This window comes from Acinetobacter soli (assembly GCF_018139125.1).
Lineage (GTDB): Bacteria > Pseudomonadota > Gammaproteobacteria > Pseudomonadales > Moraxellaceae > Acinetobacter > Acinetobacter soli.
The window spans coordinates 1080569-1096089 of record NZ_CP073241.1; the positions used below are offsets into that span (position 1 = coordinate 1080569).

The window sequence follows — 15521 nt, forward strand, 5'->3', positions numbered from 1 at the left end:
TTTTATAATTTTATGGTTGAGCGCTAGAGCAACCCACAAGGTTTTGTTCGATTTATAAAAATTATGTTCGATGTTCGAACAAAACATCGTTTAATTGATCCGTTTTCAGAGTATAGTAAGCATGCAATATGAACTGTATTGTAACGAACATATTTTGAGTGCGTCATGGATAGAAATTCAGTCAGAGAAGAAAATATTCTTCAAAATCCTGCCAATAAAAAAACGATTCGTCATGAAGACTTTGTTGCAGGTATTAGCAAAGGTCTGGCAATACTTGATAGCTTTGGCACAGATCGTCATCGCCTTAATATTACCATGGCAGCCGAACGCACCGGCATGACGCGCGCAGCAGCACGTCGGCATCTACTCACGCTGGAGTATCTTGGTTATCTAGATTCAGATGGTCATTACTTTTATTTAACACCAAAAATTTTAAAATTTTCAGGCTCTTATTTGGGCGGTGCCCAGCTTCCAAAAATTTCGCAACCCCTGCTCAACTTACTGACCACACAAACTTCCTTAATCTACTCCGTGATGGTATTAGATGGATATGAAGCCATTACCATTGCACGTAGCGCAGCGCATCAACAGACAGATCGTGTAAATCCTTACGGATTACATTTGGGCAATCGACTTCCTGCACATGCCACCTCAGCTGGAAAAATTCTGTTGGCCTATCTAGATGATCTCGCACAACAAGAATGGCTAAATCAGTACCCTTTACAGCGTTTAACCAAGTATACCCATACCGATAATGTGATTTTTTTAGATCTGTTATCCGAAATTAAAGAACAGGGTTGGTGTTATTCAAGTGAAGAACATGAACTCGGTGTACATGCACTGGCTGTTCCTATTTATGGGCAGCAATCACGTGTGGTGGCCGCCCTCAATATTGTGTCGCCCACGATGCGAACCACAAAAGAATATCTGATTCAGCATATCTTGCCACTATTGCAAGAAACAGCACGTGAGTTACGCAATATTTTATAATTCATTTTCCATACATCTTGTTCGATGATCGTATCTGATCATTTTATAAAGAAATACTCAGCCTCATCATGGGCTGAGTATAATAACAGTGAAAATGTCGCGCTTAAAATGTATATCAATAGAATCTAATGCCTTCAAGCATCATTTGTTTTTTTAAAAAGCAAAGTCCTCTTCACTCAATGCCATTACAGAGGAAGCGCCTGATTTAATTGAAGCGGCATGGCTTTGTGTTCTGGTCAGCAGCTTATCGAAGAAGAAATTCGCAGTCTTAATTTTAGCCGCATAAAAACGAGTATCCTGTGCTGTGTTTCGTTGTTTTTCATAGGCAACTTGTGCCATTTTTGCCCACAGATAAGCAAATACTACATAACCAGAATAATATAAGTAATCAACACTGGCAGCGCCAATTTCTTCAGGGTTTTGCTTTGCAACCGTTGTAATCTCTTGAGTAAGATTCAACCACTCTCCTTTTAACGCAATGAGCTTTTCAATATATAGACGCAAGGCTGGATCTGCATGATGCTCTGCAATAAATGTATCGATCAAATCAAGCATATTGTTCAGAAGTTTACCCTTAGACTTTAATACTTTACGCGCAAGTAAGTCGATCGACTGGATTTCAGTGGTTCCCTCATAAAGCGTAGAAATTCTGGCATCGCGTACAATTTGCTCCATACCATGTTCTACAATAAATCCATGACCACCAAATATTTGAATACCATGTTTAGCCGACTCATTGCCTGTTTCGGTCAAAAATGCCTTGGCAATTGGAGTTAAAAAGGCCAGCAGTTCATCGGAGCGTTGAATTTGGGCAGGATCGTTTGATTTTTCGATAATATCTGCATGCTGTGCTAAAAAATACACAAGTGCACGGCCGCCTTCTGCAAAAGCTTTTTGCGTCATGAGCATATTACGAACAGCGGGATGGACAATAATCGGATCGGCATTTTTTTCGGGATAATGTGCACCTGTAAGTCCACGCATAGCCAAACGATCTTTGGCATAAGCCAAAGCCCCTTGAAAGGCAATTTGTGATGCTGCAAGTCCTTGTACAGCCGTTCCAATACGTGCAGTATTCATAAAGGTAAACATACAATTGAGCCCACGATGTGGCGGACCAATTAAGTAGCCTATTGCTCGATCAAAATGGAGTGCGCAGGTCGCGTTCCCATGAATCCCCATCTTATGCTCGATTGATGTACACAGCACTGCATTTCGATCTGCAATATTTCCCGCCTCATCAAGATTAAATTTTGGCACAATAAAAAGCGAAATGCCTTTGGTTCCAGCAGGTGCATCAGGCAAACGTGCCAGCACAATATGTACAATATTTTCGGTTAAATCGTGCTCTCCGGCAGAAATAAAGATTTTCTCACCAGAAATTGCATAACTCCCGTCTGCATTGGGTTCTGCTTTTGTACGTATCAAGCCTAAATCTGATCCGGCATGTGATTCGGTGAGGCACATGGTGCCCGTCCATTCGCCTGTAATCAGTTTACTCAGAAATTTTTGTTTTTGTTCAGGTGTACCATGATGCTCAAGCGTACGCATTGCACCATGTGAAAGCCCTTGATACATGGCCCAAGACCAATTCGAGCCACACAACATTTCAGAAATTGCGATTCGAAGCAAGGTTGGCATCCCTTGCCCGCCATATTCGGGATCTGCTGTCAAGGATGGAAAACCCAGCTCGGCATATTTTTGATGCGCTGCTTTAAAGCCTTGTGGCGTGGTCACAACACCTTCATGTAATCGACACCCGTGCTGATCACCAGATTGGTTGAGCAGTGCAATTTCATTTTCACAAAAATCTGCGGCTGCCTCTAAATACTGATTAATCACCTCTGTGCTGAGCATATCCTTATAATCATGAAATTGCTGATATGTAGTTTCAACCTCTAGAAGCTCATGTAAAACAAATTGCATATCACGAAGTGGCGCTTGATAAACCGGCATCTCTGTAATCCCTTGCTGTATTTTAAGTGATGGATAGACACATCCAATCTTGTAATTCTATGAGTCAAAAATAACCAATTTAATTTCATAATGCAAAATTAATTTCTGCAAAATAACATAAATTCAAGGCTAACTATGCAAACATATAGATTAGAGGAACTTTTATTTTAAAAATAAATGAACAATTACAATATCTTAATAACTTATCAACGTATTAATAAAAATATTAAATAAAAACTGAAAATAAATTTAATTTTTGTTATGCAAAATTATATTTTGAATAATTTGTTTTTATAGTATGTTTAATTCTGTTTTATTCTACCATTTAACAAGGATGTCATATGCAAACGGGTCTTGAGTTTTTAACCGCTTTAAAACAAGGAGAAGTAGATGCCTCCCCAATGGCACACACCTTGCCAATGGAATTGATTGAAGCATCTGAAGGAAAAGTGGTGTATAGAGTGATTCCCAATAAGAGCCACTTAAATGTACAAGGTGGCGTACACGGCGGTTTTTGTGCCACTGCTTTAGATACATCTACGGGTGGCGCAGCACATTCGGTACTCGGCCCAAATACGGGCTACGGCACCATTGATTTAAATGTAAAGATGATCCGTCCTATGCAAATAGATACCGCCTATTATGCGCATGGGGAGCTGATTAATGCGGGACGGAATATCATTACCACCGAGGGTAAAATTGTTGATGATCAAGGTAAGATTTATGCCTTTGCCTCAGCAACCTTTATGATTATCCGACGCTAAGCCAGCGCGATGAAACGCTTTGTTTAGTCGCACTCAGCCGAGCGTTTCATGACATAAAAGTCATAACGATCAATTATAAAACTGAGTATCGCCATACCTAAGCCTATACTTGTACAGGCGGTCCAGCCCCAATGTTTCCAAGCATAGACCGCCATGAGTGAGCCCAGTGCAGCACCTGCAAAATACAATGTCATGTAAATCGAGTTAATTCTTGATCTTGCCTGAAGTGAAATTCGATAGACCAGATTTTGATTCAATACGTGTAATGCAGATAATCCAAAATAGGCCAAAATTACACCTGAAGCATAAAGAATCAATGATTTTTGGGCAAAAAACAATGGAAACCATGCTGCTATAAGTAAGATCAAACTGAGCAATGCGGTTAAATTTTCTTGTTTTTTTGCAATTTTCTTACCCGCCCAATGTGTCGCAAATACACCAGCCAGCCCTACCACACCAAATACGCCAATTTGAAAATCATTAAAATAGTAAGGTGCATTGGCCAGTAAAAAAGTCATGGTGGTAAAGATGAGCGCTAAAATTCCAAACCCGATACCGCCTACAATACCTCGCCGAATCAAATGTGGCTCATGGGTGGCAAGCGTAAAAAGTGATACATAGATTTGCCAAAGTTTGATCTGCCCGCTTCGATGTGCTTCAGGTAAACGGAACCAAACCACAATTGCAAAAATCAAGATTAATCCACCACTGAGTAAATAGACCGCGTGCCACGACCACAATGTAGAGATCAAGCCTGCAACAGATCGGGCCAATAAAATCCCCATAAACAGGCCACTCATGAGCGTACCCACAATGCGGGGGCTTTGCTGTGTAGAGACCAGCCCAGCAGCAAAAGGAACCAGCACTTGTGTCGATACCGAAAAAAATGTCGACATGAATGTTAAAACATACAATGCACTCAGGTTTGGACTAAATGAAATGCCGATTTGTGAAAATCCAGTGCATAACATTAACAGAACGATATAGCGTCTTTTTTCAAAAAAGTCGCCCAGCGGCACCAGTAAAAACAGCCCCACCGCATATGAGAGCTGCCCAATCACAATCACTAGCGCCGCTTGATCTGGACTGACTCCTAATGCGTGCGCGATAGAATAGATCAACGGCTGATTATAATAGTTTGAGCCTGCACAAATGCCGCATGTCATGGCCAAGATAAATACCAAACCTCGTGACATGTTCAAGGGTTGAGCAGCAGACTGCATGACATTTTGCATTGTATTTAGATCATCCCAAACTAGAATTTGTACATAGAGACAACATTGATTCGTGATACATCAGCGGTACGACCATCAAACACTTTTCGCTGCCCCTGATGATATTCAATACCGAAATCGAGTTGAGTATTCGGACTATAAAATAAGTTTGCTACGTAATCGACAAGCTGCTTATTGGCATCGGGATTTAGTTTTGCATAGGTGGTACGATCGTCATACTTAAATAACGATGCCGACCAGTTGGTGCGCCAATACGGACTAAACTTATAGGTATATCCTAAATTAAAGGCATGCAACTTATTCATGACCAATGCCGTTTTATCCTGATTTAAAGAAAAGTCTCCAGCAGCATTGAGCGTAGATGCATTGGCCAGCCCACTTTGCGCGGTATAAGGCATAAATTTTTGATCACCCACGATATATTGATAATTGGCTTGAATCGATTGCATAGGTGTAAAGGCATATTTTAAGCCACCACCAGCGCCCCAACTGATTTTTTTAATATTCTCTGTTGCAACATCGACCGATTTTTCATTGACAAAACCTTGTGCCAAAACCAAGAGTGGGCCCTGTTTATAACTATAACGTGTGGTGAAAGACGGCAACGCCGATACGCGTGAACCGGTGTATTCCAGTGCTAATTTCAAGTCCTGCTGAGCATCTATTTTCCAGTCATATCGTACTTGTGGCAGGCGGGTGTATGAGGTACCTAAGAACTGCGTATAATCGACAGACTCCGTTCGAGTTTCCATATTCGACATCAAGGACCATGTTTGACCAAAAGTCCAATCTTTATAAGTGAAAAATGCATGTCGGATACGGAATTTACCATCGCCTGTACCCATGGTCGAGCTGTCAAAAAAGTCTGCTTCGACATTACCTAAAATTGTTTTATCGGGATTATTAAAATACACGCCGATTCGACTGGCATTAATACTGGCATCCGAACGTGCGTGATTGGCTCTGGTGCTACTTTCAAAAGGTGTACGATATAGACTACTCGTAGTACGTCCGCCACTGTCTGGTGAAGACTGTAAATCTACAGCGGCATCAAGACGTGCAATTCCATACACCTTCACTTGATCCGTCCAATTGACCCAAGACGGTGGAATTACTTTATCTTTTGGGGCTATATTTTGAGGTGTACTCACTTGCTGTGCTTGAACACTTTCAACCGATTGATTTTGTTGTTTTTGCTGAGCCAAATCGGCCTTTAAGCGCGCTAACTCCATCTCTAATGTCTGAATTCGTTGTTCTGTAGTACCCGAATTTGCAAAAAGCGCTCCTGAGGCCGTGGTACAAGCCACAGCCAGTAATAGTTTTTTCATCTTTTATCCTTAAAGATTTTATTTTGATTTCAACCTGAGAGATCACACTGCTGTACTGATCACATCATCATGCAGCGGCTCTTGCATCAGTTAATTTACATCCGGTCACAGCCTGCAATGCTTCAAATGTTAGTCCGTCGACCATTTCAATGACATGCGCCTGACCTGCTTTTAATTCAATCACACATAGATCGGTGTAAATTCGATCCACACATTGCTGCCCAGTAATCGGATAATGTAGTGTTTCCACAATTTTGGGTTCACCTTTTTTGGTGATGTGTTCCATATATACAAAAATGCTTTTTGCACCAACTGCCAGATCCATTGCGCCGCCCACCGCAGGTAAGTCATCGGCTCGCCCTGTGTGCCAATTGGCCAGATCTCCATTGACTGCCACCTGAAACGCTCCAATCACACAGATATCCAGATGGCCGCCACGCATAATGTCAAACGAATCACCGTGATGCATAAAACATCCACCATCAAGGAGCGTCACCAACTCTTTTCCTGCATTGACCAGATCGGGATCTTCTGCACCTGCCATAGGTGGTGGACCAAATGCCAAGACACCATTTTCCGAGTGCAAGAAAATCTCTTTGTCCTTTGGCAAATATTTTGCCACATGCGTAGGAAGGCCAATTCCTAAATTTACGTAGGCACCATCAGGGATATCCTGTGCAATGAGCGCAGCAATTTCTTCGCGATTTCTTTTTTGAACATGCATTAAATGTCTCCTACTGCAACGACATGTTGAACAAAAATCCCGGGGGTAATGATACATTCAGGATCGAGTGTTCCCAGTTCAACGATTTGGTTCACTTGTACAATGGTCTGTTTTGCAGCTTTGGCCATAATAGGACCAAAGTTTCGGGCAGCTTTTCGGTAAGTCAGATTTCCCCATCGATCCGCTTTATCTGCATAAATCAGGGCATAGTCCGCTTCTAATGGATATTCAAGTACATAGTTTTTACCATTGATATGACGTGTCTCTTTTCCTTCGGCAATTTTGGTTCCATAGCCGGTTGGGGTAAAAATTGCACCCAGACCAGCGCCAGCAGCTTGAATTCGACAGGCCAAATTACCTTGAGGCACCAGTTCTAGTTCAATTTTCCCTGCACGATATAAATCTGCAAACACTGTCGAGCTGATGGATTTAGGATAGGAACTGATTAACTTTTTCACTCGACCGGCCAAAAATAGCTTGGTGAGCCCTCCCGGCCCAGAAGATGCATTATTGTTAATAATGGTCAGATCTTTGGTGCCAATGTCAATGAGCGCTTCAATTAAGGCTTCGGGCTGCCCTGTCGTACCAAAGCCACTGGTCATAATGGTTGCACCATCTGGAATCGATTTTAAGACCGACTCTATATTTGTCGTGATTTTATTCACCATAATCATCTATTCCTTGAATGGTTTCGATAAACAAACCGGATTCAATCCGCACGTTGCGGATCGTATAAACGATCCTTAATCAGTAATGTCGGGATGAGGCCACACATAAAATAAGCCACGCCCATGAGTAACAATCCGGCACCGATGGAGTTGTGCATGGCAAGATATCCAATCGCGATCGGTGCAAAAATAGCCCCAATACGTCCGATGTTGAAGGCACCACCCACTGCTGTACCACGAATCGAGGTTGGAAAACTTTCAGTTAAATAGGTCGCATTGATGGCATACGGAATCCCGTAGAGAAAACCAAAGATCAGCATCAGCCAGCCAATGTTCTGAGCGGTATGAAAGTAGACCACAACCGGTATAAACAGGGCTGTTCCAAAGGTGCCAAAAGCAAACACAATGCGTCGACCAATACGATCCGCTACAAAACCGGCCACCACTTTTGCAAACATCATGGTAATGAAAGTACCAATCATGTATACCGCCATCTCTTTAAACTTGATGCCGAGTTCAGCCTCAAGATAAGCAGGCAGCCAGTTACTGACTCCAAAGTAACCAAACAGTAAAAATCCAGAACTAAACGACCAGAGCATCAGCATTCTGCCGTGCTGTTTATCTTTAAAAAGAGCGATATACGGGTTTTTCGATTGAGCATGATTTGTGGGTGCAGCATGTAACTTTAACTCGCGTGCACGTTGCCAAGAGGCAGGTTCTGGTACCAGCATCCACATCAAAATAGCCAGTACAATTGGAATGATGCTGATGAAATACAGCATTCGCCAGCCAAACTCTGGAATAATCCAACCCGATAAACCGGTAATAACTAACGAGCCCAAGGTATATCCCGTCATGAGTGTGGCCAGAACTGTGGTGCGATATTTGGTTGGCACCAATTCCGACATTAGGGTATTACAGGCGATATACAAGCACCCCAGCCCCATGCAGGTAATCGTTCTTAAAATTGCGATTTGAGTATAAGACTGCGCAAAACCCGTACATGCAGATAAAATTGCAAATGCGGCAGTGGCAATCACAATAATCCGGACGCGACCAAAACGATCACTGGCCCAACCACCCGCCAATCCGCCAATGGCCATGCCTAAAATTGACCAGCTTCCCAGCGCTCCTGCTTGAACACTGGTCAAGCCAAACTCCGCCTTTAAGCTGGTCAATGTAAATGCCAAAATTCCGATGTCGGCACCGTCGCACAATAAAACAAAAAAACAAAAAATAAATGCAGTCATCCAGATGCGTTTAGGCGTTTGAACCACGTCATTTTGTATCGAATCTAAAACTTCCATTTTCATTGATACACCTTTTTTAATTGATCCATTGTTCTCATTATTGTTGCTAAAATCATTTGAAATCTTTTCTACGCATTTAAAATTACGTAGAGTTAATCTGCTTTTTGTGGATTAAACAAACGATCTTTAATAAATAACAAAGGAATGACACCACAAATAAAGTACGCCGCAGCCATCACGAGTAGCCCTAAACCAATAGAACCTTGCTGTGATAAATAACCAATGGTAAGTGGAGAAAAAATAGAGAGCACTTTGCCTACGTTATAGGCACCCCCGACGGCAGAGCCACGCATTGAGGTTGGAAAGCTTTCGGTCATGTATGTGGCATTAATTGCATACGGAATGCCATATAAAAACCCAAACATCAACATGAGCCATAAGATATTCATAGGCGTGTTTAAATAAACAATCACCGGAATAAACAGTGCGGTACCAATCGTACCAAAGGCAAAAACAGCGCGTCTGCCCAAACGGTCGGCAATCATACCAGCAATAATTTTGGCAAAGATCATGATCATAAAGGTACCGACCATATACATGGCCATCTCTTTAAATTTAATACCAAGATCAGATTCTAAATAGGCAGGTAACCAGTTACTCACACCATAATAACCAAACTGTAAGGCGCCTGTACTCACCACCCAAAGTAAGAACATGACGCCATGACGACGCTCTTTAAAGATTTCCCGATATGGATTTGTAGATTTTACAGCTGGTTGCTGGGCATGCACACGAGCACGTCGTTCGAATGATATTTTCCATGATGCTGGCTCAGGCACCATAAAATGCATAAAAAATGATAATACAATAGGTGTAATCGATAACCAGTACAAATAGCGCCAGCCATGATCGGGAATAATATGTCCCGCGAGTAAGGTTGCAAGCAATGAGCCTAAAGTATAGCCGGTCATGAGTGTTGCCAAAACGGTGGTGCGGTGTTTGGTAGGCACCATTTCAGACATCAACACATTACACGCGATATACAGCGCACCAAGCCCCATTGCTCCAAGCACACGTATACATGCAAATTGCATATAAGATTGAGTAAATCCGAGCGCACAGGTGAGAATCGACGAGTAAGCAACAAAAAAAACAATAATTCTGACTCGTCCAAAACGGTCACATGCCCAACCACCAAACAAGCCGCCTATGGCCGATCCAAGTAAAGTCAAACTGCCTAAAGTACCAGCCTGTACTCCCGTGAGGTGAAACTCTGCCTTTAAGCTAGTTAAGCTTAATGCCAGAAATCCAAGGTCTGCGCCATCGCACAATAGCGCTAAAAAAGCAAAAACAAACGCGGTAATCCAAATCTTTTTGGGTGTTTCAATCACTGCAACAGGACGATCTTGTGTAATTGTATCCGTTGTCATGTCTATTTCCTCAGACAATTAAATGATGAGGCATCCTCTGCCTCATATACTTTTGTTTAATGTGTAATATCCTTAATCATGTTTTTGGCAATAATGAGCTGTTGAACCTGAGTTGTGCCTTCGTATAAACGGAACAAACGAACATCTCGATAAAAACGTTCGATTGAATATTCGCTGATATATCCAGCGCCGCCGTGTATCTGTACGCAGCGATCTGCCACACGGCCACACATTTCAGTAGCAAACATCTTGGCACACGAGGCTTCTGTACTGATATTTTGACCATCATCACGACGTCGGGCCGCATCAAGCACCATGCATTTTGCTGCATAAATCTCAGCCTTTGAATCGGCCAGCATGGCTTGAATCAATTGAAAACTGGCAATCGGTTGACCAAATTGTTTGCGTTCTACCGCATAACGCAGTGCATCATCGAGCATGCGCTCGGCAATTCCGACACTATACGCACCAATATGTAAGCGCCCTTTATCGAGTACTTTCATCGCGGTTTTAAAACCAACGCCCTCTACGCCTCCAATGAGTGCTGAAGCCGGAACACGACAATTTTCAAAAATAACATCACAGGTATGTGAGCCTTTCTGGCCCATTTTCTTGTCAATTTTTCCTAACGATATTCCTGGTGTATTGGCCTCAACCAAAAATGCTGAAATTCCTCCTGCCCCCTTGATCTCTGGATTGGTTCGCGCCATCACGGTAAAGGTTGCAGCATGTGGTGCATTGGTGATGTAGCGTTTGGTTCCATTGATCACATAAAAGTCACCGTCTTTCACTGCTGTCGTTTTTAAGGATGCTGCATCAGATCCTGCTTCTGGTTCAGTGAGGCAAAACGAACCAATAATCTCACCGCTGGCATATTTGGGCAGGTATTTCTGCTTTTGTTCATCTGTACCATCAATAATTAAGCCACTCGAGCCAATGCCATTATTTGTTCCAATCAGTGAACGAAACGCTGGCGATGTATGTCCCAATTCAAATGCAACATTGACCTCTTCTTCCATGGTAATACCAAGGCCGCCATATTCTTCTGGAATGGTTAATCCGAATAGGCCCATTTCACGCATTTGCTGCACGATATCCTGTGGAATACGATCATTTTCATCTACTTCGTGCTCTCTGGGAATCAATTCATTGCGGACAAAGTCTCGAATGGTTGAAAGTAACTGCTGCAACATTCCATCATCGCGGATCATGTGTGTTCTCCCTGTCCACCAAATTCTCATATCTAAATTAATTTGAACTAATTTCATACTACGAGAACTAAAACCAAATTTACAATACTTTTTAAAAATAAATTTCGTTAAACGAAATTTTTTATCGTAATTTTGAATTTTTGATGCTTTATTTTGTTTATCTTTTAAAAATGATACGCAATTAAGGAAAAAGTGCTTGAAAAAAAATCACAAATACGCATGATATGAGGAACAGTGTTTTGATGTGCGAAATTAAGGATAATAAAATGACAAATCTTCAACAGGAATGTTTCGTAGAAGTCGATTATTCAGTTAAAAACATAGCCGTTGTGAAAATTAATCGACCAGAAGCAAAAAATGCGCTCAATACGCAAATCCGTAAAGATTTGGCTCGAGCATTTAACGATTTAAGCTTTAATGATGATATTCATGCGATTGTACTCACTGGTGGAGACTCGGTATTTGCTGCGGGTGCAGATTTAAAAGAAATGGCAAATGCTACCTCTACAGAGATGTTGCTCAGACACACCGAACGTTACTGGAATGCCATTGCGCAGTGTCCAAAACCAATTATTGCAGCAGTGAACGGCTTTGCCTTGGGTGGTGGCTGTGAGCTTGCCATGCATAGTGACATTATCATTGCCGGAAAAAGTGCCAATTTTGGCCAGCCAGAAATTAAAGTGGGACTTATGCCGGGTGCAGGTGGAACGCAGCGCCTGTTTCGTGCGGTCGGTAAATTTCACGCCATGCGCATGATCATGACTGGTGTATTGGTACCTGCCGATGAAGCCTATCGTATTGGGCTGGTATCTCAAGTGACCGAAGATGCAGACACGATTCCAACTGCCATCAAAATGGCGCAAAACCTTGCCGCAATGCCGCCTATCGCGCTACAGCAGATTAAAGAAGTGGCGCTACACAGTGAAGATGTACCTCTCAATGCAGGACTGACATTAGAACGGAAGTCTTTTCAACTGCTTTTTTCAACACAAGATAAATCTGAAGGTATTCAGTCCTTTATGGAAAAACGCAAACCCATTTATCAAGGCAAATGATTTTTAAACTTGTGCAACGTTTAAGAGAATAATCAAATACCCGAGGAACGACGGTATGACACAGCAAATACAACATATAGGGATTATTGGGGTCGGCATTATGGGCAGTGGAATTGCCCAGATTGCAGCTCAATCAGGACATACCACCTATTTGTATGACACTAAAGAAGGCGCAGCCTTACAAGCCAAAGATAAACTGGCTGAAACCCTCAATACACTGGTCGAAAAAAATAAAATCACGTCTGAACAGGCTCAAAAGGCCATCGACTGCCTGATCGTGACCGAAAGCCTAACTGATCTGAAAGTATGTGATCTGATTATTGAGGCAATTATTGAGCGGCTAGACATCAAACAGGCCTTAATGCAGCAGCTTGAAGAGATTGTGCCAGACACCACGATTTTAGCTTCTAACACCTCATCCCTATCTGTGACTGCGATTGCGGCGCAGTGTCGTATTCCAGAACGTGTAATTGGTTATCATTTTTTTAACCCTGTTCCACTTATGAAAGTGGTCGAAGTCATACAAGGTTTAAAAACCGATGCAAAACATGTAGAGACTATGAGGCAACTGGCTCATGCATTTGGACATCGAGCAGTTGTGGCAAAAGACACACCGGGCTTTATCGTAAACCATGCCGGCCGTGGCTATGGCACTGAAGCACTGAAAATACTCAATGAATCGGTTACAACGTTCAGCGAAATTGACCGGATATTAAGAGAGGGTGTTGGCTTTAAAATGGGGCCATTTGAGCTAATCGATCTGACCGGATTAGATGTATCACATCCTGTCATGGAGTCTATTTATCAGCAATATTATCAAGAGCCACGCTATCGTCCAAACCCGCTTACCCAACAACTTCTAGCGGGTAAACAGCTTGGACGTAAGACCGGTCAGGGCTTTTATCGTTACGAAGCTGGTAAAAAAACCAATGAAGCCGCCCCCTCACATGTCGCTCGGCTTGAGCAATATCCAGCGGTCTGGGTTGCTGCAGATTACACGGCAGATCATGATGCCCTGATCCATTATTTAAAACAACAGCAGATCACAATGGATAACGGCGCAACACCGCAGCCAGACAGCTTATGTTTATTGGCCTGCTACGGCGAAGATACAACACATGCCGCAAAGCGATTAGGACTCAATGCCAAACAATGCGTTGCGATTGATCTACTGTATGGGCTTGAGCGCCATCGAACCTTGATGCCTTCACTAATAACACGACCAGAACTTTGCCAAGCTGCACATTCTATTTTCAACCTTGACGGCGTTGGTGCAAGCACGATTGCAGAAAGTGTTGGCTTTGTTGCGCAGCGCGTACTGGCCATGGTGATTAACTTGGGCTGTGACATGGCTCAGCAAAGTATTGCAACCGTAGATGACATCAATGCAGCAGTACGTTTGGGCTTAGGCTATCCACACGGCCCTATTGAGTGGGGCGAAGTACTGGGCGCCGATAAGATTTTACTGATTCTAACGCGCATCTCGGCACTTACTCTAGATCCACGTTATCGACCTAGTCCATGGCTGCAACGTAGAGTGACATTACAATTACCCCTTACCTATAGCGCATCATAATTCAGGATTTCAGACATGTTAAATGCATATATTTACGACGGATTACGTACACCATTTGGTCGCCATGCAGGTGAATTGGCCTCGATTCGACCAGATGATTTGGCCGCATTGGTCATTCAACGACTCATTGAAAAAACCGGCGTACCGGGTGCAGACATTGAAGATGTTATTTTAGGGGATACCAATCAAGCGGGTGAAGACAGTCGCAATATTGCGCGGCATGCTGCATTACTCGCAGGCTTACCCGTAACGGTACCGGGTCAGACGATCAATCGTCTCTGTGCGAGCGGCCTTGGGGCAGTCATCGATTCGGCACGTGCAATTACCTGTGGTGAAGGCGATTTATACATTGCGGGTGGAGTAGAAAGCATGTCTAGAGCGCCATTTGTGATGGGCAAGGCAGAAAGTGCGTTTAGCCGCGAAGCAAAAATTTATGACACCACCATTGGTACCCGCTTCCCAAATAAAAAAATTACCGCGCAGTTTGGTGGGCACTCTATGCCCGAAACAGGCGACAATGTCGCGGTGGAATATGGTATAGACCGTGCACAGGCCGATCAGTTTGCAGCAGATTCACAGGCAAAATACCAGCAAGCCAAACAAGATGGTTTTTTTACTGACGAAATCACGCCTGTTGAAGTGCCTCAGGGTAAGAAACTGCCACCTAAACTCATCTGCGAAGATGAACACCCTCGCCCAAGCTCAACCGTCGATGCCTTGAGTAAACTTAAGCCTCTTTTTGAAGGTGGTGTAGTGACAGCAGGTAATGCATCAGGGATTAATGATGGAGCAGCAGCGCTGCTGATCGGTTCTGAACAGGCAGGTCAAAAATATGGATTAAAGCCTATGGCTAAAATACTTTCTGCGGCAGCAGCAGGTATTGAACCTCGAATTATGGGTGCTGGCCCAATTGAAGCCATCAAAAAAGCAGTACAGCGTGCAGGACTTACGCTAGATGATTTAGATATTATCGAAATTAATGAAGCCTTTGCCTCACAAGTACTCTCATGTTTAAAGGGATTAGACATTTCGTTCGATGACCCGCGTGTAAACCCAAACGGCGGCGCAATTGCAATTGGACATCCACTGGGCGCTTCTGGTGCACGTTTAGCTCTTACGGTTGCTAGAGAACTTCAGCGTCGTAATAAACGGTATGCAGTGGTGAGCTTGTGTATTGGTGTAGGACAAGGCTTAGCGATGGTCATTGAAAATGTTTCTGAATAATTGATCTGCCCTACATGTATTCATCAGATCCATTCATCGTATCTTGCGATGAATGGATGATACTTACAATACAAAATGAAATGCTCTATTATCGGTCTTTAGCCTTCTGT

The 15521-nt window shown here is 43.0% G+C and carries 13 protein-coding genes; 5 read left to right on the top strand and 8 right to left on the bottom strand.

The features are described from left to right. The first annotated feature begins 165 nt into the window (after positions 1-165). Positions 166-990, top strand: a complete 825-nt coding sequence (gene pcaU / locus KCV09_RS04880) for an IclR family transcriptional regulator PcaU (protein ID WP_004947557.1) — start codon at positions 166-168, stop codon at positions 988-990. Positions 991-1143: 153 nt separating this feature from the next. Here pcaU and KCV09_RS04885 read toward each other — a convergent pair whose 3' ends face one another. Beyond that, the gene (locus tag KCV09_RS04885) at positions 1144-2946 is read right to left on the bottom strand and encodes an acyl-CoA dehydrogenase C-terminal domain-containing protein (RefSeq protein ID WP_212515624.1); all 1803 of its coding nucleotides are present in this window, start codon (positions 2944-2946) and stop codon (positions 1144-1146) included. 341 nt (positions 2947-3287) lie between these two features. On the opposite strand from KCV09_RS04885, the gene KCV09_RS04890 reads away from it, so the two are divergent. Next, positions 3288-3710, top strand: a complete 423-nt coding sequence (locus tag KCV09_RS04890; RefSeq protein WP_004937821.1) for a PaaI family thioesterase — start codon at positions 3288-3290, stop codon at positions 3708-3710. A 23-nt stretch (positions 3711-3733) separates the two neighbouring features. On the opposite strand, the gene KCV09_RS04895 is transcribed toward KCV09_RS04890, so the two are convergent. The 7 genes from KCV09_RS04895 to KCV09_RS04925 form a co-directional block, all read right to left on the bottom strand. Then, positions 3734-4945, bottom strand: a complete 1212-nt coding sequence (locus KCV09_RS04895; protein WP_212515625.1) for an MFS transporter — start codon at positions 4943-4945, stop codon at positions 3734-3736. A 20-nt stretch (positions 4946-4965) separates the two neighbouring features. Beyond that, a complete protein-coding gene (gene dcaP, locus KCV09_RS04900) occupies positions 4966-6273 on the bottom strand; it encodes an outer membrane trimeric porin-like protein DcaP (protein ID WP_212515626.1) in 1308 nt (435 codons plus the stop codon). Between the two features lie 67 nt (positions 6274-6340). Then, on the bottom strand, positions 6341-6997 hold the full coding sequence (locus KCV09_RS04905) for a 3-oxoacid CoA-transferase subunit B (protein WP_004937824.1): 657 nt from the start codon (positions 6995-6997) through the stop codon (positions 6341-6343). Further along, positions 6997-7665 (bottom strand): 3-oxoacid CoA-transferase subunit A, encoded by a 669-nt coding sequence (locus KCV09_RS04910; protein WP_212515627.1) that lies wholly within the window; start codon positions 7663-7665, stop codon positions 6997-6999. The genes KCV09_RS04905 and KCV09_RS04910 overlap by 1 nt, the downstream gene beginning before the upstream one ends. A gap of 41 nt (positions 7666-7706) precedes the next feature. Beyond that, positions 7707-8978, bottom strand: a complete 1272-nt coding sequence (locus tag KCV09_RS04915) for an MFS transporter (RefSeq protein WP_212515628.1) — start codon at positions 8976-8978, stop codon at positions 7707-7709. An 89-nt stretch (positions 8979-9067) separates the two neighbouring features. Next, positions 9068-10345 (bottom strand): MFS transporter, encoded by a 1278-nt coding sequence (locus KCV09_RS04920; RefSeq protein ID WP_004937829.1) that lies wholly within the window; start codon positions 10343-10345, stop codon positions 9068-9070. A 56-nt stretch (positions 10346-10401) separates the two neighbouring features. Next, positions 10402-11556 carry an acyl-CoA dehydrogenase family protein gene (locus tag KCV09_RS04925; RefSeq protein WP_004937831.1) on the bottom strand — a complete coding sequence of 385 codons (1155 nt, stop codon included), beginning with the start codon at positions 11554-11556 and terminating at the stop codon, positions 10402-10404. Positions 11557-11822: 266 nt separating this feature from the next. Between KCV09_RS04925 and KCV09_RS04930 the strand changes: the two genes are divergently transcribed. From KCV09_RS04930 to KCV09_RS04940, 3 genes are read left to right on the top strand one after another with little or no spacing between them, the layout of a single operon-like run. Continuing rightward, complete coding sequence (locus KCV09_RS04930) at positions 11823-12611, top strand: enoyl-CoA hydratase (protein ID WP_212515629.1); 789 nt, start codon at positions 11823-11825, stop codon at positions 12609-12611. 55 nt (positions 12612-12666) lie between these two features. Then, positions 12667-14187 (top strand): 3-hydroxyacyl-CoA dehydrogenase, encoded by a 1521-nt coding sequence (locus KCV09_RS04935; protein WP_212515630.1) that lies wholly within the window; start codon positions 12667-12669, stop codon positions 14185-14187. 15 nt (positions 14188-14202) lie between these two features. Continuing rightward, positions 14203-15411: a 3-oxoadipyl-CoA thiolase gene (locus KCV09_RS04940; RefSeq protein ID WP_151809458.1), complete on the top strand. Its 1209-nt coding sequence runs from the start codon at positions 14203-14205 to the stop codon at positions 15409-15411. The last annotated feature ends 110 nt before the right edge of the window (positions 15412-15521 follow it).

What these genes read in the sequence shown, in the direction of transcription:
- pcaU (WP_004947557.1), top strand. Translation starts at nt 166, where the DNA reads ATGGATAGAAATTCAGTCAGAGAAGAAAATATTCTTCAAAATCCTGCC.
- KCV09_RS04885 (WP_212515624.1), bottom strand. Translation starts at nt 2,946, where the DNA reads ATGCCGGTTTATCAAGCGCCACTTCGTGATATGCAATTTGTTTTACAT.
- KCV09_RS04890 (WP_004937821.1), top strand. Translation starts at nt 3,288, where the DNA reads ATGCAAACGGGTCTTGAGTTTTTAACCGCTTTAAAACAAGGAGAAGTA.
- KCV09_RS04895 (WP_212515625.1), bottom strand. Translation starts at nt 4,945, where the DNA reads ATGCAAAATGTCATGCAGTCTGCTGCTCAACCCTTGAACATGTCACGA.
- dcaP (WP_212515626.1), bottom strand. Translation starts at nt 6,273, where the DNA reads ATGAAAAAACTATTACTGGCTGTGGCTTGTACCACGGCCTCAGGAGCG.
- KCV09_RS04905 (WP_004937824.1), bottom strand. Translation starts at nt 6,997, where the DNA reads ATGCATGTTCAAAAAAGAAATCGCGAAGAAATTGCTGCGCTCATTGCA.
- KCV09_RS04910 (WP_212515627.1), bottom strand. Translation starts at nt 7,665, where the DNA reads ATGGTGAATAAAATCACGACAAATATAGAGTCGGTCTTAAAATCGATT.
- KCV09_RS04915 (WP_212515628.1), bottom strand. Translation starts at nt 8,978, where the DNA reads ATGAAAATGGAAGTTTTAGATTCGATACAAAATGACGTGGTTCAAACG.
- KCV09_RS04920 (WP_004937829.1), bottom strand. Translation starts at nt 10,345, where the DNA reads ATGACAACGGATACAATTACACAAGATCGTCCTGTTGCAGTGATTGAA.
- KCV09_RS04925 (WP_004937831.1), bottom strand. Translation starts at nt 11,556, where the DNA reads ATGATCCGCGATGATGGAATGTTGCAGCAGTTACTTTCAACCATTCGA.
- KCV09_RS04930 (WP_212515629.1), top strand. Translation starts at nt 11,823, where the DNA reads ATGACAAATCTTCAACAGGAATGTTTCGTAGAAGTCGATTATTCAGTT.
- KCV09_RS04935 (WP_212515630.1), top strand. Translation starts at nt 12,667, where the DNA reads ATGACACAGCAAATACAACATATAGGGATTATTGGGGTCGGCATTATG.
- KCV09_RS04940 (WP_151809458.1), top strand. Translation starts at nt 14,203, where the DNA reads ATGTTAAATGCATATATTTACGACGGATTACGTACACCATTTGGTCGC.